This window comes from Kribbella sp. NPDC048837 (genome assembly GCF_055586945.1).
In genome coordinates this window covers 306,630-325,953 of the sequence record NZ_JBVJHF010000007.1, presented here as the reverse complement: position 1 = coordinate 325,953, position 19,324 = coordinate 306,630, and the positions used below count along the sequence as shown (strand labels likewise).

The 19,324-nt window shown below is 68.7% G+C and carries 18 protein-coding genes and 5 tRNA genes; 13 read left to right on the top strand and 10 right to left on the bottom strand.

Annotated features, from left to right (window positions below; translation table 11 throughout):
* Window positions 1-42 precede the first annotated feature (42 nt).
* From ACZ6O0_RS31235 to ACZ6O0_RS31190, 10 genes are all read left to right on the top strand, one after another.
* The gene (locus tag ACZ6O0_RS31235) at window positions 43-489 is read left to right on the top strand and encodes an HNH endonuclease (RefSeq protein WP_465768593.1); all 447 of its coding nucleotides are present in this window, start codon (window positions 43-45) and stop codon (window positions 487-489) included.
* Window positions 490-523: 34 nt separating this feature from the next.
* A tRNA-Gln gene (locus ACZ6O0_RS31230) sits at window positions 524-596 on the top strand.
* A 30-nt stretch (window positions 597-626) separates the two neighbouring features.
* Window positions 627-719: transfer RNA gene (locus tag ACZ6O0_RS31225), tRNA-Ser, on the top strand.
* A 1-nt stretch (window position 720) separates the two neighbouring features.
* Window positions 721-1,944 (top strand): RtcB family protein, encoded by a 1,224-nt coding sequence (locus tag ACZ6O0_RS31220; RefSeq protein ID WP_465768592.1) that lies wholly within the window; start codon window positions 721-723, stop codon window positions 1,942-1,944.
* A 39-nt stretch (window positions 1,945-1,983) separates the two neighbouring features.
* Window positions 1,984-2,074, top strand: a tRNA-Ser gene (locus ACZ6O0_RS31215).
* Between the two features lie 33 nt (window positions 2,075-2,107).
* Window positions 2,108-2,180: transfer RNA gene (locus ACZ6O0_RS31210), tRNA-Glu, on the top strand.
* Between the two features lie 84 nt (window positions 2,181-2,264).
* Window positions 2,265-3,092 (top strand): alpha/beta fold hydrolase, encoded by an 828-nt coding sequence (locus ACZ6O0_RS31205; protein ID WP_465768591.1) that lies wholly within the window; start codon window positions 2,265-2,267, stop codon window positions 3,090-3,092.
* 5 nt (window positions 3,093-3,097) lie between these two features.
* Entirely contained in the window at window positions 3,098-3,538 is a 441-nt protein-coding gene (locus ACZ6O0_RS31200; RefSeq protein ID WP_465768590.1) for a methyltransferase family protein, read from the top strand.
* Window positions 3,539-3,622, top strand: a tRNA-Tyr gene (locus tag ACZ6O0_RS31195). It abuts the gene before it with no gap.
* Between the two features lie 57 nt (window positions 3,623-3,679).
* On the top strand, window positions 3,680-3,874 hold the full coding sequence (locus tag ACZ6O0_RS31190; protein ID WP_465768589.1) for a hypothetical protein: 195 nt from the start codon (window positions 3,680-3,682) through the stop codon (window positions 3,872-3,874).
* 109 nt (window positions 3,875-3,983) lie between these two features.
* Here the strand turns inward: ACZ6O0_RS31190 and ACZ6O0_RS31185 are convergent, their stop codons facing one another.
* The 8 genes from ACZ6O0_RS31185 to ACZ6O0_RS31150 form a co-directional block, all read right to left on the bottom strand.
* Window positions 3,984-5,162, bottom strand: coding sequence for an alpha-L-fucosidase (locus ACZ6O0_RS31185; protein ID WP_465768588.1), 1,179 nt, complete (start codon window positions 5,160-5,162; stop codon window positions 3,984-3,986).
* A 133-nt stretch (window positions 5,163-5,295) separates the two neighbouring features.
* Window positions 5,296-6,672 carry an FAD-binding oxidoreductase gene (locus ACZ6O0_RS31180; RefSeq protein ID WP_465768587.1) on the bottom strand — a complete coding sequence of 459 codons (1,377 nt, stop codon included), beginning with the start codon at window positions 6,670-6,672 and terminating at the stop codon, window positions 5,296-5,298.
* On the bottom strand, window positions 6,669-7,535 hold the full coding sequence (locus tag ACZ6O0_RS31175) for a hypothetical protein (protein ID WP_465768586.1): 867 nt from the start codon (window positions 7,533-7,535) through the stop codon (window positions 6,669-6,671). Before ACZ6O0_RS31175 ends, ACZ6O0_RS31180 begins: the two co-directional genes overlap by 4 nt.
* Window positions 7,532-8,836: a nickel pincer cofactor-dependent isomerase, group 22 gene (locus ACZ6O0_RS31170; protein WP_465768585.1), complete on the bottom strand. Its 1,305-nt coding sequence runs from the start codon at window positions 8,834-8,836 to the stop codon at window positions 7,532-7,534. The genes ACZ6O0_RS31175 and ACZ6O0_RS31170 overlap by 4 nt, the downstream gene beginning before the upstream one ends.
* Window positions 8,836-10,641: an IlvD/Edd family dehydratase gene (locus tag ACZ6O0_RS31165; protein ID WP_465768584.1), complete on the bottom strand. Its 1,806-nt coding sequence runs from the start codon at window positions 10,639-10,641 to the stop codon at window positions 8,836-8,838. The genes ACZ6O0_RS31170 and ACZ6O0_RS31165 overlap by 1 nt, the downstream gene beginning before the upstream one ends.
* A complete protein-coding gene (locus ACZ6O0_RS31160; protein ID WP_465768583.1) occupies window positions 10,638-12,086 on the bottom strand; it encodes an aldehyde dehydrogenase (NADP(+)) in 1,449 nt (482 codons plus the stop codon). Before ACZ6O0_RS31160 ends, ACZ6O0_RS31165 begins: the two co-directional genes overlap by 4 nt.
* A complete protein-coding gene (locus ACZ6O0_RS31155; RefSeq protein ID WP_465768582.1) occupies window positions 12,083-12,976 on the bottom strand; it encodes a fumarylacetoacetate hydrolase family protein in 894 nt (297 codons plus the stop codon). Before ACZ6O0_RS31155 ends, ACZ6O0_RS31160 begins: the two co-directional genes overlap by 4 nt.
* An 11-nt stretch (window positions 12,977-12,987) precedes the next feature.
* Window positions 12,988-15,702, bottom strand: coding sequence for a UxaA family hydrolase (locus ACZ6O0_RS31150; RefSeq protein ID WP_465768581.1), 2,715 nt, complete (start codon window positions 15,700-15,702; stop codon window positions 12,988-12,990).
* A 36-nt stretch (window positions 15,703-15,738) separates the two neighbouring features.
* Between ACZ6O0_RS31150 and ACZ6O0_RS31145 the strand changes: the two genes are divergently transcribed.
* Both ACZ6O0_RS31145 and ACZ6O0_RS31140 read left to right on the top strand, forming a co-directional pair.
* Complete coding sequence (locus tag ACZ6O0_RS31145) at window positions 15,739-16,497, top strand: GntR family transcriptional regulator (protein WP_465768580.1); 759 nt, start codon at window positions 15,739-15,741, stop codon at window positions 16,495-16,497.
* A 184-nt stretch (window positions 16,498-16,681) separates the two neighbouring features.
* Window positions 16,682-17,254, top strand: a complete 573-nt coding sequence (locus ACZ6O0_RS31140) for a hypothetical protein (protein WP_465768579.1) — start codon at window positions 16,682-16,684, stop codon at window positions 17,252-17,254.
* Between the two features lie 3 nt (window positions 17,255-17,257).
* Here the strand turns inward: ACZ6O0_RS31140 and ACZ6O0_RS31135 are convergent, their stop codons facing one another.
* Window positions 17,258-17,602 carry a VOC family protein gene (locus tag ACZ6O0_RS31135; RefSeq protein WP_465768578.1) on the bottom strand — a complete coding sequence of 115 codons (345 nt, stop codon included), beginning with the start codon at window positions 17,600-17,602 and terminating at the stop codon, window positions 17,258-17,260.
* 28 nt (window positions 17,603-17,630) lie between these two features.
* Between ACZ6O0_RS31135 and ACZ6O0_RS31130 the strand changes: the two genes are divergently transcribed.
* Window positions 17,631-18,011, top strand: coding sequence for a VOC family protein (locus ACZ6O0_RS31130; protein ID WP_465768577.1), 381 nt, complete (start codon window positions 17,631-17,633; stop codon window positions 18,009-18,011).
* A gap of 56 nt (window positions 18,012-18,067) precedes the next feature.
* Here the strand turns inward: ACZ6O0_RS31130 and ACZ6O0_RS31125 are convergent, their stop codons facing one another.
* Window positions 18,068-19,264, bottom strand: a complete 1,197-nt coding sequence (locus ACZ6O0_RS31125) for a Gfo/Idh/MocA family protein (protein ID WP_465768576.1) — start codon at window positions 19,262-19,264, stop codon at window positions 18,068-18,070.
* Window positions 19,265-19,324: the final 60 nt, after the last annotated feature.

Here is a 19,324-nt window from a genome sequence, read left to right as displayed (position 1 = left end):
GGCAGCGCGCGGTCGGGCACACTGGAGAGGAGGAGGAACCACATGAGCGGTGTGATCGTGCTGAACGCCTCGTACGAGCAGCTCCATGTCGTGTCGATCCCGCACGCCATCCGGATGCTCGTCCGGGAGGTCGCCGTCGTCGAGGAAGCGCACGACGGCGCCAGCATTGGACCGTTCCCTCTCCCTCGCGTGCTGCGACTGGTCCGGTATGTCGTGACGAAGTGGCGCTATGCGTCCGGGCGACTGCAGTACACGCGGACCGGCGTACTCAAGCGGGACAAATACACCTGCGCGTACTGCGGCAAGCCCGGCGCGACCACCATGGACCACGTGGTGCCACGCTCCCGCGGTGGACGCGGTGAGTGGCTGAACGCCGTCGCCGCGCACGCAGCGTGCAACGAGAAGAAGGGCTCGCGTACGCCCGAAGAGGCCGGCATGCCATTGCGGTGGCAGCCGTGGATCCCTTCGCGTGCCGAGTTAGCGCTCTGACGCGACCCCCATCCGGCGTCGCGGCGGAGTGCGATGCCAGGTGGGCGACGGTGACCCACCCTCGGTTCTGACCCGAGGTCCCGCAGGTTCGAGCCCTGCCCTGGCAGCTGTACGCCGTACTCCGGCGCACGTGACCTGGTGAGGTAAGCCGAGTGTCAGGCCTAGCGGCAGCCGTCCCGAAAACGGCAGGTCCTTGAACGGACGTCTGGGTTCGAATCCCAGTCTCACCGCATGCACACGAACGAGGAGAGTGGGGAGATGAACGTGGAGTTTCCGGTGGAGCTGAGTGGGGCGAAGGGGTCCACGCTCATGTGGGCGCAGGAGCATGAGGTGGGGGCTCAGGCGCTGCAGCAACTGCGGAACATCGCGGCGCTGCCGTGGGTGCACGGGGTCCGGGTGATGCCGGACGTGCACCTCGGCAAGGGCGCGACGGTCGGGTCCGTGATCGCGATGAAGCAGGCGGTGTCGCCGGCCGCGGTCGGGGTCGATATCGGGTGCGGGATGGAAGGCGTGCTGACCTCGCTGACGGCCGCGGACCTGCCGGACGACCTGGCGGGGATCCGGTCGCGGATCGAGGCCGCCGTACCGGTCGGGTTCCGGGCGCACGAGGACCCGGTCGGGGTCCGTCGGCTCGGGCTGGACCCGCGGCCGTGGGATCGGCTGTGGGGTGGGTTCACCAGCCTGCACGACGGCGTACAGGACCGGGAGCGGAAGGCCAAGCAGCAGATGGGTTCGCTGGGTGGCGGCAACCACTTCATCGAGGTCTGCCTCGACGACGAGGACCGGGTCTGGCTGATGCTGCACTCGGGCAGCCGCAACATCGGCAAGGAACTCGCCGAGCGGCACATGCGGATCGCCCGGGAGCTCCCGCACAACGCGGATCTGCCGGACCGCGATCTCGCGGTGTTCCTGTCGGGTACGGCGGAGATGGACGCGTACCGGCGGGACCTCACATGGGCGCAGGAGTACGCGTCGCGCAACCGTGCGGTCATGCTCGCGCTGGTGATGCAGGCGGTGCGGGAGTCGTTCGAGCAGGAGGTGCGGTTCGAGCAGCCGATCTCGTGCCACCACAACTACGTGGCCGAGGAGCACATCGACGGGCTTGATCTGCTCGTCACCCGCAAGGGCGCGATCCGGGCCGGGCTCGGGGACCTCGGGCTGATCCCGGGGTCGATGGGCACCGGGTCGTACGTCGTCCGTGGGCTGGGCTCGGCGCGGTCCTTCTACTCGGCCTCACACGGGGCGGGCCGGCGGATGAGCCGCAACGAGGCGAAGCGCCGGTACACGGTCGACGACCTGATCGCGCAGACCGCTGGCGTCGAGTCCCGCAAGGACGCCGGGGTGATCGACGAGATCCCCGCCGCCTACAAGGACATCGAGTCCGTCATCGCCGCCCAGTCCGACCTGGTCGAGGTCGTCGCCCACCTCAAGCAGCTCATCTGCGTCAAGGGTTGACAGGGTCCTGCCGTGGTCAGGGGACACGGCAGGACTCCAGGTGAGGTCCGCCTGTAGGCAGGGGCAGCGGTTTGCTAAACCGTCGGTCGGCTGGCATGTCGGCTCGCGAGTTCGAATCTCGCTCTCACCGCTGGGCGGTCGGGGAAGACCGGCCGCCCTGCCAGCCTCGTTGGTCTAGTGGGTAGGACGTCCGGTTCTCAGCCGGAAGATCACCGGTTCGATTCCGGTACGGGGTACGTGGTTCTGTGTAGGTCGCGGTGTGCCTGACGTGCGTGGTTCTTCGGAAGCGGGGAGTGTCGGGTCGTGCCTAGGGTCGGGTCATGGAGGTGCGGGCACGGCTGCTGAGGGGGCTGGACGTCGAGGAGCGGCGGCTCGAGGTCGACGGCATCGGTACGACGGTGCTCGAGGCCGGCGACGGGCCGCCGATGGTCTTGCTGCACGGGGGAATCGAGTGCGGGGGGATCTACTGGGCGCCGGTCATCTCCCGGCTGGCGCAGGATCACCGGCTGGTCATCCCCGACGTACCAGGGCTCGGAGAGTCTGAGCCGGCCGCCGTGGACGACTTCACCCGCTGGATGACGGCGCTGCTCAGGATGACGTGTGCGGAGCCTCCGACGCTGGTCGCGCATTCGTTGCTCGGGACGTTGGGTGCGCGGTTCGCGGCGCCCCACGGCGAGCAACTGCGACGGTTGGTGATCTACGCGGCGCCTGGTGTCGGCCCGTACCGGATGCCGGTCGGGCTACGCGTCATGGCGATCAGGTTCGCGCTGCGGCCGTCCGAGGCGAACATGGAGCGCTTCGAACACTGGGCGTTCGCCGACCTCGACCGCGTACGACGGCAGAACCCCGACTGGATCGACGCGTTCACCACCTACACCCGGGGCCGCGCACGCCTACCGCACGTCAAGCGCACGATGCACCACCTGGTCACCACCGGCACCAAACAGGTCCGCGAGCGCATCGACGTGCCGACCACCCTGCTCTGGGGTGCGAAGGATCGGTTCGTACCGCTGGAGCTTGCCACCGCGGCAAGTACGAGGCTTGGCTGGCCTTTGCAGGTGATCGATGATGCCGGGCACGTCCCGCACATCGAACAGCCCGACGCATTCGTCCACGTCCTCGAGGAAGTCACACGAACGCGAAGCTGACCGCGGTGTTGCGGAACGTCCCGATTCCCGAGGCGAGTCTGGTGGGGATCGGGGTTGGGGTCGTGCTCGAGCGGGTGCGACCGTGGCGATTGCCCGGGACCGCGCGGGTCCGGCGAGTTGCCGGATGCGGGATCGTGGCCGCGGGCAGCTGCATCATCGGGTGGGCGTTGAGCGCGGCGAGTACGACGGAGCTCGCGAGGCCGGACGGGTTGGTGACCGGTGGGCCGTATGCGCTGAGCCGGAATCCGATGTACGTCGGTTGGACGCTCGTGCACCTAGGTGTCGGAGTGACACGCGGGTCGGCCTGGATGCTGGCGACACTGCCGGCCGCCGGAGTCGCGTTGCATCGAGAGGTCCTCCGCGAGGAACGCCGGCTCGAGGACGACTTCGGGGACGAGTACCGGCAGTACGAAGCAACCGTCGCCAGGTACCTCCCGAGGTACTGAGCAGGAGCGCCGCCGCGGGAGAGGCGGGGCGGGCTGTAACCCCGTCGCCCGAGGGCTGAGCAGGTTCGAATCCTGTCTCCTGCACGCCGAGGCATCGATGCCTTGAGCAACAAACAATCTGACAAGAGAGGAGGACCGGCCATGGCCGACCTCAAGAACAGAAAACGAGTGCCCGGCGGTAGGACCGGTGCTCCGGTCCAGCAGGGTCACTCCCTGCGCCGCGTCCTGCTCGCCTGCGGGCATGTGCAGCGCGATCGGATCGCCCGCCGTGGGGACCACGTGTGGTGCGAAGCCGACTGCTCCGACTGGGTCCGTGTGGTCTCGGTCGAGGAGTAACACCCGGGTACGCCGCCACCCGGCGGCGTACCTGAAACCCTCTGGTGACGGAATCACACCGAGCCCTCCGAAGGCCCGGTTCCTGGTTCGACTCCGGGCAGGGGGACGGTCAGGAAAGAAGGGTCGGATCGTAGTGGGCGGTCAACGACACCGCGGTCTCGGCGCGGGTCGACAGGATGCGGACACGGACGTCGGCAGCCGACACCGGCTGGGCGAGAGGCAGCAGGCGGCGATGGCCGATGGTGGTCCCGCGCGCGATCTCCCGCCACGAACCGTCGACGAAGGCGTCCACGGCGAAGGACTCGACCTGTTGGCCGGACTCGATGTCTTCCCGGAGATCCAGGACGTTGACCGTGCCGGGCAAAGGCACCGCGGTGTCGTAGTACTCCCGCACCGCCGCACCGAAGGCCCCTAGCGCCTCCACATCCGACGCGGCGAACAGCCCAGGCCGGTCCGGCGGGATGTTCAGCAGCAGTACGGCGTTCCGCCCGACCGACTTGCGATAAATGTCCAGGAGCTCCGGCAACGACTTCACCGCGGTGTCCTCGGTGGCGTGGTAGAACCAGCCGGGCCGGATCGACACGTCGACCTCTGCCGGGTACCACCGAAGCTCGTCCGCCTTCGTCAACTGGTCCGGCCCGGCGACCTCGCGAGCGGTCTGCTCGGCCACCATCTGCCCGCCGGCGAACGGTACGACGCTCCACTCGGTCTCGCGCGCGAATCCGTCCTCGTTGCCCACCCACCGCACGTCGGGTCCACCGATCGCGATCGTCGCGCCGGGAGCGAGCCGGCGGATCAGATCGAACCAGGCCTCGTAGTCGTAGGCCTGCGCACTGCTCGTCGGGTTCGCCCCGTCCAGCCAGACTTCCGCGACGGGTCCGTACTGCGTCAGGAGCTCGTACAACTGGTTCAGGTAGTAGCGGTTGTAGTCGTCGACGACGTACTGGAAGCGAGGCTCACCGATCTTCGACGGCACGGCCGGGCTCCCGTTGCCGTAATACCCGCCAGGCGCCTTCTCTTGATAGAGATCGGCCGGCGACAGATAGACACCGAAGCCGAGGCCGGCGGCTTGGCAGGCGTTGGACAGCTCGCGGACGACGTCACCACGATAGGGGCTTGCGGCAACGGTATGCGGGACGAACCGGCTCGGCCAGAGACAGAACCCGTCATGGTGCTTGGCCGTCAGGATCACGCTCTTGAAACCCGCCGACACCAACGTCCGCACCCACTGCGAGCAGTCGAGCTCGGAGGGGTCGAAAACGGCCGGGTCGTCGACCCCGGTCCCCACTCCAGGTCGGTGAACGTGTTCGGCCCGAAGTGGACGAACGCGGTCAGCTCCTGCCGCTGCCACGCGATCTGCCGCGCCGACGGCCGCACCGCCGAAGCCTTCTGCCGCAGCTCATCCAGGCCATGGAGCACCATCAAACAAGCACCTTCCCGGGGTTCAGCAGATTGTCCGGATCGAAGGCCTGCTTGATCCGCCGGTGCAGCTCGAGACCGACCGGCCCGAGCTCGGTCTCCAGCCAGCGAGCCTTGAGCGTGCCGATGCCGTGCTCGCCGGTGATCGTGCCGCCCAACGACAACCCGAGCTCCATCACCGCGCCGAAAGCCTCCAGCGCCCGCACCTCAGCGGCCGCGTCGTTCCGGTCGAAGACCACGGTCGGATGCATGTTCCCGTCGCCTACATGCCCAGGGCAACAGATCAGTACGTCGTACTTCGTGCCGATCTCCGCGATCCCCCGCAGCAACGCGACCAGCTTCGACCGCGGTACGGCGACGTCGTCGATCAGCGTCACCCCGAGCGGCTCGAGGGCGGAGTTCACCAGCCGGCGCGCCTCGAGCAGCATCCGCGACTCCTCGGCGTCGGACGCCTCCGCGACGTCGATGGCACCGTGGTCGGTACAGATCGCGGCGATCCGGGCCACGTCCTCGGCGGCGCGCGGACCGCGGTCGGACTGCGCGATCAGCATCGATCCGACATCCTCGGGGAGTCCCATGTCGCGGTAGTTCTGGATGGCATGCAGGGTCGGACGATCCAGGAACTCGAGCAGCGACGGACGCAAGCCGGAGGCCATGACCGCGGCCGCGGCAGCGATCCCATCCTCGATGGACAGGAAGGTAGCCGCCGCGGTCAGCGCCGCCTCGGGCGCGGGCCGCAGCGCGAGCGTCGCCTCGGTGACCACGCCCAACGTGCCCTCGGATCCCACGATCAACCGGGTCAGGTCATAGCCCGCGACGCCCTTCGCCGACCGCCGGCCGGTACGGACGACCTCGCCCGACGCCAGCACCACCTCCAGTCCACGGACGAAGTCCGACGTCACGCCGTACTTCACACAGCACAGTCCACCCGCGTTGGTCGCGATGTTCCCACCCACCGTGGACATTTCCCACGACGACGGATCCGGCGGGTAGAAGAGGTCCTTCTCCAGAACAGCTCTCGAAAGATCCGCGTTCACCACACCCGGCTGGACGACGGCGACCTGGTCCTCGACAGAGACCTCGAGGATCCGATCGAGACGCGAGGTCGACAGCAGCAGACACCCGTCGATGGCGTTGGCCGCACCTGAGAGACCTGTGCGGGCCCCCTGTGTGACGACAGGAACCCCGAACGCACCGGCTGCCCGCAGGACCTCCGACACTTCCGAAGTCGACGCAGGGCGCACCAACACTCTGGGAACTCCGGCCGTGCAGAAGGTCGCATGGTCGTTGCGATGGCTGTCCAGTACGTCGGGATCGTCGACGACCGCTGCGTCGCCCAACGCCGACCGCAGCCGCGCGACCAGCGGATCAGAGGTCATCCCTCGTCCTGTTCGGACAGCAGCCGGAGGATCAGCTCGGCCCGCCGGACCCGCTCCCGTCCGAGGGCTTCCGCAGTCCCGGACAGGTGCGCGCCGACCGGGTAGATGTTCGGCGCGTTCCGCAGACCCATCTTCAGGTACACCGGCGCCGCGACCCGGACGACCTCCGGTACGTCGTAGAACCGCACGTGCCCGCCCTGGTCGTCCGGCACCTCGATGTACATGTCGATCGGTACGGTCGTCACCGACCGGATCTCCGCGAGCACCGGCACCGGCAGGTCCGTCGACACGTTCAGGCTCGTCGCACCCAACCGCTCGTACAACCTGGCGGTCGGTGCGTTCGGCAACGGCATCAGCACCGACGTCTTCAGCACCAGATCAGCCGGCAGCTCTCCTTCCACCTTCAACGCGCCCAGGATCTCCAGAACGCCGATGTCTCCCACCAGCAGGCTTCGGACACCGAGCTCCACCGCGCGGTACGCGTCACACAGCGACGCGGCAACCATCTCATTGCCCCGAGCAACGCCACCGACCGCGGCCGACACCTTCGCCTGCCCACCGATGTCCCACGCGCCGCGCGGACCGAGGAACAGGCAGACCTCGACACCGGAAGCGGCACCGAGCGAGAGCATCTCCTCGATCTCGCCGTCGGTCAGCATCATCACGCCGCTGCCCTGCGAGACCCGGTCGATGGTGACACCGCGGGTCTTCGCCTCCTCCAGCACCGCGGTCATCACCCGCGGCCCTTCACAGGACGGGATCTCCACCTTGTACGGCGAGCCGTCCGGGAACGTCCGCGTGGACGTCTCCCCCGGGCGGAAACCACGATCTGCCAGCAGCGCGTGCGCCTCGCGAAGGTTCATCTCTCACTCCAGGGTCCGAGCCGTCCGGCCGACGTCAGGTCCCGCGCCGTACCGGTGATCTCCAGGTCGAATCGGTCACTCGCCTCGGTCAGCAGGGCCGGCGTCACCATCAACTCGTTCGGGGAAAGCGTGTCCTTGATCCGGGCCAGCCGCAGCTCGGACCAGTGCCGCCGGCCGCACATCGTCGCGGCGGCGAGTACGGCGGCCTCGTCGTCCTCCATGACCATCGGCAACCGGGAGCGCCGCGCTCCGCCGGCACCCGAGGTCAGCGCGTTCACGTAGCTCACCCGCAGGTCGATCTGCTCGAGCAGCCGGGCCGGGATGACGTCGGCCAGGCCGAGACCGGACGCGTTCCCGTGCGAGGCCGGCGACAGCGAGTGCACGCTGATCGCCGCGATCGAGGGCGACTCGAACTCCGGGATCCCGTGCACCCAGCACCGGCCGATGACGTTCGTGTCCATCCCGGCCCCGGACTTGTCCTTGCCCATCTCGTCTACGACCAGCACGTCCAGCTCGTCGAACGGCAGTCGCCCGAGCATGCCGGAAGCCCTTTGCAGCAAGGCGTTCTCCGCTGATCCGGCGATCCCTTCGGCCTCGAGCAGCTCGACCGAAGCCGTCTGCTCGTGGGAGTTCTCCAGGATCGCGAGACCGCCCAGGATCTTGCCCTGCGCAACGACCATGCGAGCGGCGGCCTCGATGTTGGCGCCGAGCGACGGGATGCCGCCGGCGTGCAGCGAGGCGGCGCCGACGTGGTTGCCGAGGCCGATCGCGAGGACCTTGGCGACGCCGCTCTCGATCGGGCCGTGGAAGTCGGTGTGTGGCTTGACCCGGTTCACCAGGAGTACGCCGTCGGCCTTGGCGGCGATCGCGTCGTGGTGGACCTCGGTGCCGTCGGGCAGGGTGCCGACGAGGACCGTCTCCATGGTCGCCTCGATCGGGCAGCCGACGGACTCCGGAGTGATGCCGAGGCCGGCCAGCATTTCGCGCTGGCCGTCAGCGGTCGCGCCGCCGTGCGATCCCATGGCGGGAATCACGAACGGCGCGGCGCCCACTGATGCCAGCCAGTCCACCGCGGCTCGGACCACGGGCACCAGGTCGTGGATGCCGCGGCTGCCCGCGGTCACCGCGATCCGCGCGCCGGGGAGGATCCGGGCACGCAGGGGTTCCAGAGCAGCCAACGCGTCGGCGTACGGGTCGGCCGAGACCGGCAGATCCGAGAGGATCCGCCGGATCGGCGTGACCTGCGGAAGCGTCCCGGCGGGCCGCAATCCGCGGACGGCGTCGAAAGGTCCCCAGGTCATCAGTGGCTCTGACGCGCGACAGCTGAACCTGTGCGGCCGATCAGGAAGTCGAGGTCGCAACCCTGGTTGGCCTGCGTGACGTGGTCGACGTACAGGCGCGCCCAGCCTCGGTCCGTCGGTGGTGCCGGCGGCTGCCAATCCGCGCGTCGCTTCTCCAGCTCCTCCTCGGGCACGTCCAGGTGCAGCGACCGAGCCGGTACGTCGAGCTCGATCCAGTCACCAGTCCGTACGAGCGCCAACGGCCCACCCACCGCGGCTTCCGGCGTGACATGCAGTACGACGGTGCCGTACGCCGTACCGCTCATCCGCGCGTCCGAGATCCGCACCATGTCGTCGACGCCGATCTCGGCGAGCTTGCGCGGGATCGTCATGTTGCCGACCTCCGGCATACCCGGGTAGCCGCGCGGGCCTGAGTTCTGCAGCACGAGCACGGTGTCCTCGTTGACATCGAGGTCCGGGTCGTCGACCGCCTTGTCGTACTCCTCGATGCTGCTGAACACCAGCGCCTTGCCGCGGTGCTGCAACAACCGCTCGGACGCCGCCGACTGCTTGATGACGGCACCGTCCGGCGCCAGGTTCCCCTTCAGTACGGCGGTCCCCGCGCCGCTGCCCAGCGGGTCGCTGACCGGACGGATCACGGCGGTCGCCGGCTGACCCTCCTGACCGCTCCAGTCGGTCCGCTCGGCCTTGGCGACGTTCTCGCCCATGGTCTTGCCGGTCACGGTGATCGCGTCGGCCTTGAGCAACGGCAGGATCTCCCGCATCACCGCGGGCAGACCACCGGCGTAGTAGAAGTCCTCCATCAGGTACTTGCCCGACGGCTGCAGGTCCACCAGCCACGGCACGCCCCGCGCCCACTCGTCCATGTCGTCCAACGTGAGGTCGACACCGACCCGGCCGGCGATCGCGAGCAGGTGGATGACCGCGTTGGTCGAGCCGCCGATCGCCGCGTTCGCCCGGACCGCGTTCGCGAACGCGTCGCGGGTCAGGATGTCGCTCGGCTTCAGGTCCTCCTCGACCATCTTGACGATCCGCTGGCCGGCCTGCTGCGCGATCGAGTACCGCCGCGAGTCGACGGCCGGGATCGCCGCCGAACCGGTCAGCTGCAGGCCCAGCGCCTCGGCCATGCAGGCCATCGTGGACGCCGTACCCATGGTCATGCAGTGACCGTTGCTGCGGGACATCCCGGACTCGGCCGCCGCGTAGTCCTCCTCCGACATCCGGCCGGCGTTGCGGTCCTGCGTGAACCGCCAGACCGCCGTGCCCGAGCCGATGTCGCAGCCGCGGAATTTACCGTTCAACATGGGACCGCCGGTGACGACCAAGGTGGGCAGGTCGACGCTCGCGGCGCCCATGATCGAGCCGGGGGTGGTCTTGTCGCAGCCGGTCAGCAGGATCGCGCCGTCGATCGGGTTCCCGCGCAGCGACTCCTCGACGTCCATGCTGAGCAGGTTGCGGAACAGCATCGCGGTCGGCCGGAGCATGGTCTCGCCGAGCGACATCACCGGGAACTCCAGCGGGAAACCGCCGGCCTGCCAGACGCCGCGCTTGACCGAGTCGGCGAGCCGGCGCAGGTGCGCGTTGCACGGGGTGAGCTCGGACCAGGTGTTGCAGATGCCGATCACCGGACGCCCGTCGAACACCTCCTCCGAGAAGCCCTGGGCCCGCATCCACGACCGGTGGATGAACCCGTTCCGGTCCTTCTCACCGAACCAGTGATCGAAACTCCGCCGCCCGATCGGCGCGTCGGGCCGCCCCGGTTCGTCCAGCGTCCCGGTCTTCTCGGGAGTCGGTTCGTCAGTCATCGAGACACCTCACCTGTGGTCACGGTCCCGTTGACCCGGCGGCTGATGCCGGCGGGGTTCGAGTCCTTCAGTACGACGGGGAGCACCGCATCGGGAGCGTCCTGGTACACGACGGGCCGCTGGAAGCGGCGGGCCGCGGTCACTCCGACGCTGGTGTGGATCGAGCCGACGGTCGACGGGAACGGGCCACCGTGGTGCTGAGCCCACGAGACCGCGACCCCGGTCGGCCAGCCGTTCCAGAGCACGCGCCCAGCACGGGCCGTCAACAACGGCAGCAGCTCACTGGCCAACTCGGCGTCCGTGTCTTCAGCGTGGAGTGTCGCGGTGAGGTTCCCCTCGAAGGCTTCGACAGCCAGCTTCAGTTCCTCCACGCCGTGGTATTCCACGACGATCGAGACGGGGCCGAAGCACTCCTCCAGGATCTCGTCGCGGCGGGCGAGCAGTTCACGCACTGTGGTCTGGAGCAGGGTGGCGCCGCCGGACGCCCAGACCCGCACGCCTTCGACCTTCTGCAGCCGGTCGAGGCCGGAGCTGAAGCCGTCCTTGATCCGGTCGTTCAGCATCGGCGCCTCGGCGACGCCGGCGGTCGCCTGACTCAGCTGCTCCTGCAGGCCGTGGCCGGCCGGGAGGAAGAGCAGGCCGGGCTTGGTGCAGAACTGGCCGACGCCGAGCGTGAAGGAACCGACGTACCCGGTGGCAATGTCCTTGCCGCGGGCATCGATCGCGGCCTCGGTGACGAAGACCGGGTTCAGGCTGCCGAGCTCGCCGTAGAACGGGATCGGCTCGGGCCGGGTGACCGCGATCTCGTGCAGTGCCTTGCCGGCCGGGACCGAACCGGTGAAGCCGGCCGCGGTGATCCGCGGGTCCTTCAGCGCGGTGACACCGACGTCGAAGCCCTGGATCAGACCCAACGTGCCATCCGGTGCACCGGCGACGCGCAGCGCTTCGATCATGACTTCAGCCGTCCTCGCCGACAACGAGGGGTGGCCCGGGTGGGCCTTGACGATCACCGGGCACCCGGCCGCCAGCGCGGACGCGGTGTCGCCACCGCAGACGCTGAACGCGAACGGGAAGTTGCTCGCGGCAAACACCAGCACCGGCCCGAGCGGCACCAGGACGCGCCGCAGGTCCGGCCGCGGCACCGGCTTGGCCTGCGCGTCGGCCGTGTCGATGACGACGTCGAGCAGCGAGCCGTCGTCGAGCACGTCCGCGAACATCCGCAGCTGCCCGGTACTCCGCGCGACCTCACCCCGCAGCCGCGGCTCCGGCAGCGACGACTCCCGGATCGCGATCGGCACCAGCTCGTCCGCGGCCGCGTCCAGCGCGTCGGCGACCGCACGAATCCACCTGGCCCGGACGGCGGGCTCCGCGGCACCCAGCGCCGGTGCGGCGGCCGCCGCGGCCGCGAGCGCCTGCTCGAGCTCGGCGGGCGTGGTGTCGGTCATCGCGTCTCCTCCAGATTCTCGGTTGCCAGGAACGCGAAGGGTTCCCGGCCGGTGGCCACCGTATTCGTCAGCGTGCCGACCTCGGCGATCGTGATCGTGATGACGTCACCCTCGGCCAGCGCGAAGTCCAGCTCGGGCACGATCCCGGTGCCGGTCGCCAGGATCACGCCGTCCGGGAAGTCGTTCGGCAGGAACAGCACGTCGATCAGGTCCTGCAGCTCGCGCACCAGCTTCGCGGTCGACGTCGTCTCCGCGAACACCTCGTCGCCCGCGCGCTCGATGACCAGGCCGATCTCGAGGTCCTTCGGGTTCTCGACCTCCCAGACCGGACGGATGCCGGTGGCCAAGGCGCAGCCGCCCGCGAACAGTTTGGCCTGCGGCACGTACAGCGGGTTCACGCCCTCGATCGAGCGCGAGCTCATGTCGTTGCAGACCGTGAAGCCGACGATCTCGCCGTGACTGTTGGCCACCACCGCGAGCTCCGGCTCGGGTACGTCGTGACCCGAGTCGACCCGGATCCCCACCGGCTCGCCGTCGGTCACCACCCGCCAGGCCGGGGCCTTCTGGAACAGCTCGGGCCGGTCCGCCGTGTAGACCTTGTCGTACACGGACTGCTCGGTGCTCTCCTCCATCCGAGCGCCACGAGAGCGCTCGTACGTGACGCCGGAGCACCAGACCTCGCCCCGCCCGTCGAGCGGCGGCAGGAACTTCAGTCCCGCGACCGGGAGCGCCTCCGCGGTCTTCGCCACGGCGGTCTGCAGCTCTGACAGCGGGAGCCTCAACAGCTCAGCGAAGCTGTTGACGCCTTCGAGCGGCGCCACCGTGTCTCCGGTACGGACACCGGGCGCGGGCCGGCCGTCCACCGGGGACAGATATCGGACCAGGTGCATGGGGGAACCTTTCACATCGAGGTGCCGAGGAGACCGCGGGTGATCTGGAAGCCGATGTTGCCGGAGGCGACTGCCTTCGGGACGAGCTGCCGGCTCGCGACGGCCGCGATCGTGTCCAGCCCGATCCGGGCCTGTTCGGCCGCGCTCCCGGTGGCCACGGCGTCGAGGTCGTCGCCGTACTTCGCGACTGTCGCCGCGTCGTTGCTGAACTCGACGACCGGGACGAACCGCTGCGCGGACAACGTGCCGCCGGCGACATGCGCGAGTACCTGCTGGACCCCGGACGCACCGAAGCCGGTCGCGGTCTCCATCCAATCGGTACCGGGCATCCGCATCACGTGCCATCCCGGTGCCGCGAGCCGCTGCCCGTGCGCGATGGTCGATTCCACGGGATCCCTGGACCCGAACGCAGCCTGCCGGAACTGGTCGTCGGCGAGCAGCGCACCGCGCGACGACAGTACGACGGAACCGCCGGAGCCCACGATCTCCCGGCCGATCAGCGCCAGCGCCTCGGCGGTCGCAGCAGTCAACGTACCGCGTGCTTCGAGACCGACCGTGAGGGCGCCGAGGTCTCCGCTCTGCTCGACCGGCTTGGCCAGATCGAAGCTGTTGAACCAGTCCTTGACCTTGGCGCCGACAGCGTCGAGACCGCCGTCGGCCTGGATGCTCGCCCAGCCAAAGCGGGACGGATCCGCGCCGGCCTCGACCAGACGCGAGCGGAAGTAGTCGTTGTGGGTCTTCTCGCAGCCGTGCTCGAGCAGCAGCGCCATCCGCGTGTTCGGATGCAGGAGGTAGCCGAGCATGATCCGGGCGAACGTCTCCTCGGACGCACCACCGCTGCTGCCGCAACCCTCGGTGTGCGGGAGCGCGACCATCCGCGTGACCGCGTCACCGGCCCATTTCTCCAACTCCGCTTGGGCTGCCAGCCGCAAGGCGATCTGTCCCGAGCACAGGCTGGTCGGCAGAATCAGGCCGACCGCCTCGGGGAGCAGACGGTCGTCGACCTGCAGCAGCCGCGCCGACGTCCGGCTGTCGGTGGTGAGTCCTGGCAGCGGACGGCCGTCGAGTGGGGCGTCGCGCAGGTCCGCCGGCAGATCGGTCAGCTTGCGGCTCATCCGGCCGTCCGTGGTGATCGAGATGCCCTCGACCGGACCGCGCTGCTTCCAGTTCCGCCAGATCGACACCTGGCTGTGGCCGGCCCGCTCCCCCGCGCTCGGTTCGCCGGACGCGACCCGGACGGTCAGGTCGAAGGTCTCCGCGGTCAGGTCGGCCATCGGCGTACCGGTGAGGTACTTGCCCGCGTCCACGTCCATCTCCGCGTGCAGCCGCTCGTACCGGGCGCTGGTGGTGACGAACTTGAGGGTCGGGACGAACGGGAAGTTCGTGATCGAGCCGTTCCCGGTGGTGAAGAAGATCAGGTTGCAGCCGCTGCCGATCTGGCCGGCGACGGACTCGAGGTCGTTGCCGGGGCTGTCCATGAAGATGTAGCCGCTGCCGGGCAGCGGTTCGCCGTAGTCGATCACGTGGTCCAGCCTGACCTCGCGCGGCAACTTGCGGGCGGCGCCGATCGACTTCAGGACGATGTTGTAGAGACCGCGGTAGACGTTGCCGCCGGACGGGTTCCCCTCGGCGGTGTGGCCGTGCCAGCCGACGCGTTCCTTGAACGACTTGATGGTGGCGAGGAAGCGTTGCGCGGTCGCCAGGTCGCGGACGTTCTTCAGGACGTACGGCTCGGCGCCGATCAGCTCGTCGGTCTCCGCGAGTACGGCGGTGCCGCCGTGGCGGATCAGCTCGGCACTGACCTGGCCGGCCAGCGGGTTGGCCGAGATCCCGGAGAACGCGTCCGAGCCGCCACACTGCAGGGCGATCTTCAGATCCGCGAGCGGGACCTCTGTGCGTGTTTGATTGTCGACAATCGGCAGCCAGGGCTCGACCAGCGCGCCGGCCTCGGTGAGGTCGTGCTCGAACCCGGCCTTCCGGGTGAAGTACGCGTGCGGCACCTTGATCGACGGGTAGTCGTGCTCGGCCATGAACTCCTTGATCGCCTGGCCGGAGACCACGTCGTCCTCGGTGTCGACGATCAGGACGGCGCCGACGTTCGGGTTCAGCGTGAAGCCGCCCAGCGTGGCGAGCAGGAAGTGCAGATTGTTCGGGACCTCGTCCTCGCCGCCCTCGGTGTGCGCCACCGGTACGACGCCGTCGCCGGCGGCCGCGCCGTCGAACCGGCGGGCGAGCTCGGTGACGAAGCCGCTGCTGCGGGAGCTGGTCGCCAGCAGAACCACGTGGTTGCGGGTGCCGGCCGCGCCCTGCTCGCGGGGGTAGCCGAGGAAGGTGCCGGGTTGCTCGACGCTGGTGACCTGCCGGCCGAAATTCAGTCCGGCCTCGTCGAGCTCGTACGGGTCGAGGGGCTCGTTGGTGGCCGACGGCTCGGCCGGGAGTCCCTCCACTCCACGGGCGCTGACGGCCGCGAGACTGGTCGGCGTACAGACGTAGTCGCCGGGGACCAGGTCACGGGACGCTCGGGCGAACGGGGTGTTCCAGGAGGTGATCGCTTCGCCGCGCGCGACCGGGCGGACGATGAAGCGGTGGCCCTCGAGGATGGTGTGCGGCAGCGTGATCACGGTGCCGTCGAGGTCGATCGCCGTCCCCGCCTCCAGAGCGCGGGAACAGATGGCGGCGTTGTCCTCGGGCTCGGGCAGTACGCCGACCTCGTCGAACCTCAGCATGTGTCGCCTCTCTGGTTCTCGAACCACGAATCGTGCATGATGCATGATTACAGTGCCACCCTGCCGAACACCACCGGCTGGGTCAAGGCCGCGACCAGGATCCGGAGAGGACCGATGACGGACATCGTGGAGCCGCAGGACCGGCGGCTGCTCCGGCGGCAGATGCTCGCCGACGACGTGTACGAGGCGATCAAGACGATGCTGATGGACCACGTCATCCGGCCGGGCGCGCGGATCTCGATCGACGGGCTGGCGCGCGAGTTCCAGGTCTCGTCGACCCCGGTGCGGGAGGCCCTGGCACGGCTCGAGTCAGAAGGGCTGGCGGTCAAGGAGCCGCTGAAGGGTTACCGGGCGACGCCGCTCCTCTCGCTCGAGGAGTTCGACGATCTGTACCGGTTCCGGCTGCTGCTCGAGCCCTGGGCGGCCCGGCGGGCGGCCGAGCTCATCGACGACCACGGCCGCGACCGGCTGCGGGCCGAGCTGGCGACCGCGGTCGAGCCGACCTCGGTCGACTACGCCGGCTACAAGTCACTCACGGTCCACGACAACCGCTTCCACCTGCTGATCGCGGCGCTCTCCGGCAGCGAACAGGTCCGCTCGGCCTTCGAGCGTACGCACTGCCACCTGCACATCTTCCGCCTGCACTACGACCGCGACATCGGCCCCGAGGTCCTCACCGAACACCGCACCCTGGTCGAGGCCATCGCCTCCGGCGACCCCGCCGCCGCCGAGTCCGCCATGACCCGCCACATCGAGAACTCCATGACCCTCCGCCTCCGCCGAATCTACGAGTGACCCGCCGAGGGGCGGGCGATGGTTTCGGTGCGGGTGTTGGAGTGGGACGAGCTGGACGCGATCGCCGTACGTAGGTGACCGTTTGCCGAGGTGGGGTTCGGGCACCGGCTTCGGAATGAAGGCACCGGAGCTGCCCGCCGCACGTCCGGTCCTCTGGCCGTTGCGACCGCTGGAATCCGCCGCAGTGACGACGACATCGGACGACCGCCGAACCATCGTCACGATCACCCACGCGCCCCTCGAGCAGGTCACGCCGGAGATGCTGGCCTGGTGGTACGGGCACATCCCCGGGACGATGCAGTACGCCGGTAAGACGTGGCCGCGGTATCTCGTCTGGCACCCGCTGGACCACATCTCCTATGAGCTGACCAGCCCCGGCAAGGTCGTCGGCCCGGGTTCGCGGCTGCATCTCACCGAGGCGCTCGGGCGTGATCCCGGCAAACTGATGGACCTGCGCGTCACGGTCGAGACGGTCGACAGCCAGGCGGCGATCATCACCAAGCGCATGCTCGGCAGCTCGATCGTGCGGCTGGAGAACGAGTTCGCCCCCACCCGCGGCGGCTCCCGCTACACGACCCGGTTGACCGTCGGCGACACCACTCCGCTGGCGACCTTGTTCCTCAACCGGATCGCCCACGACCAGGCGTTCCCGGCGCCGAAGCTCGCCGCCTGGACCCGCCACCACGTCGAGGAGATCGGCAACCTGGAGAACTTCCTCCCCGACCTCTTCCGCTACCGCGCGGACCACGAACCCTAGGCGTCACTCCACCGGGGCGCCGCCGTACGAGACCTCGTTGCCGTCCGGGTCGTAGTAGGTGACATGCCGTACGCCGTTCTCGTACGTCTCCCGCACCGCCGGCTCGATCCCCCGCTCGGCGATCGCCCGGATCACACCCTCGAAATCCTCGACGAACAACGTGTGCTGAGCATGACCGGCATGCTCAGGCACCACCTCGATGTAGAGAAACTGGTGCTCACCAAGCTCCCAGACCGCCTCGACGTCGTTAGGCAAGAAGCTAGGCTCCGCCCCCAGCAGCTTCTCGTACCAGGCAACCGCGACGTCGTAGTCACTGACGGAGATTCCGGCGAACAGATCGAGAGCCATGCTCGATCGTACAAATAGCCTGGGGACCATGAAGGTGAATCGGCTCGACCATCTGGTGCTCACCGTCGCGGACCTCGAGGCGACGACCGGCTTCTACCAGCGGGTGCTGGGGATGGAGGCGGTCACGTTCAAGGGTGGCCGGCGGGCACTCACGTTCGGGACGAGCAAGATCAACCTGCACCAGGCCGGGCACGAGTTCGAACCGAAGGCGGCGCGGCCGGGGCCGGGGACCGCGGACCTGTGTTTCATCGTCGACGAGCCGATCGAGCAGGTGCGGTCCGAGTTGATCGCGGCCGGGGTGGAGATCGAGGAAGGCCCGGTCGAGCGTACTGGCGCGACCGGGCCGATCCTCAGCGTCTACCTACGTGACCCCGACCAGAACCTGATCGAGCTCAGCAACTACCTCTAGCTCGGTTTGCGGAAAGAAATCGTCACCTGGTGGCAGCGATGTTCCGCACAGCGATGCTAGGCCGGCGCGTCTCCGTGGTCGGGGATCTCCAGTTGTACGCCGCCCTGTTGCGCGGACTTGTGGGCGTAGATGCCGGGGAGGGTGTAGCGGGCGGAGACCCAGGCGTTGATCGGGGGGAGGGTCTTGTCGGCGACCGCGCGGACGAAGTCGTCGGCGAGGAAGTGGTGGGAGCCTTCGTGGCCGTTGTGGAGGCCGTCGAACTCGGCGGGGAGGCGGGTGCGGTCGTGGACCGGTGAGAGGCCGGAGCGGAACGCGTCGCGCAGGGCCGGGTCGACGTTCGCGAGGTCGGCGTCGTCCAGGTCGCTGCTCGGCTTGGTCTCCATCAGGTGGCTGACGTCCTCGACGCCTTCCTTGGTCTGCCAGAGCGTGGTGGTGGCGAGCTGCTCGAAGCTGCCCTCGGTGCCGAACACGCGGAGCCGGGACTCGCGGATGTGCGACGGGTAGCCGACGCGGCGCATCTCGTTCGTACGCATCACGCCGCCGTCGGCGAGCTTGAACAGGGCGGTCGCGTTGCTGAAGTCGTTGCCGAACTGGCTGACGTCCTGGTCGAACACCCCGTCGCCGCGGTCGTCCTTCACGCCGATGCAGGACACGTGCGTGGCGTGCTGCCCGGTCACCGAGAGAACGTTGCCCACAGCATGCGTCGGGTAGAGCATGGGCGGGAAGGACGCGGTCTTCTTCCAGTCCTCGCCGCCGCTGTACTGGTACGCGGCGTAGAATCCGAGGTCCATGTCGTGGACGTAGTCGCCCTCGCAGTAGAACACCCGGCCGAACTCACCGGCGGCGAGCTTCTGCCGGCAGTACACCGAGGACGGGTAGTAGAAGCTGGTCTCGCCCATCATGTAGGTCAGGCCGGTCTCCTTGACCAGCTCGATGATGCGGGCGATCTGGTCCGCCTCGATCGCCATCGGGACGGTCGAGTACACGTGCTTGCCGGCCTCGAGCGCGCGGATCGCCATCTCGCCGTGCAGCCACCGCTGGGTGAAGATCGCGACCGCGTCCAGGTCCGACTCGAGCATCTCCTCGAACGACGCGTGGGTGACCTTGATGCCCTGCTTGGCCGCCATCTCGGCGGTCCGTTCGGGCAGTACGTCGGTCAGCCGCACGTCGGACACGTCCGGGTGCGCGGACCACAGCCGCAGGAACGAAGGAGCGAACTGGCCGGCGCCGACCACACCGATGCTGATTCCCATGCGGACTAGGCAATCACACATTTATCTTCTACGGAAGAACAAATTCAGACGTTGGAACGT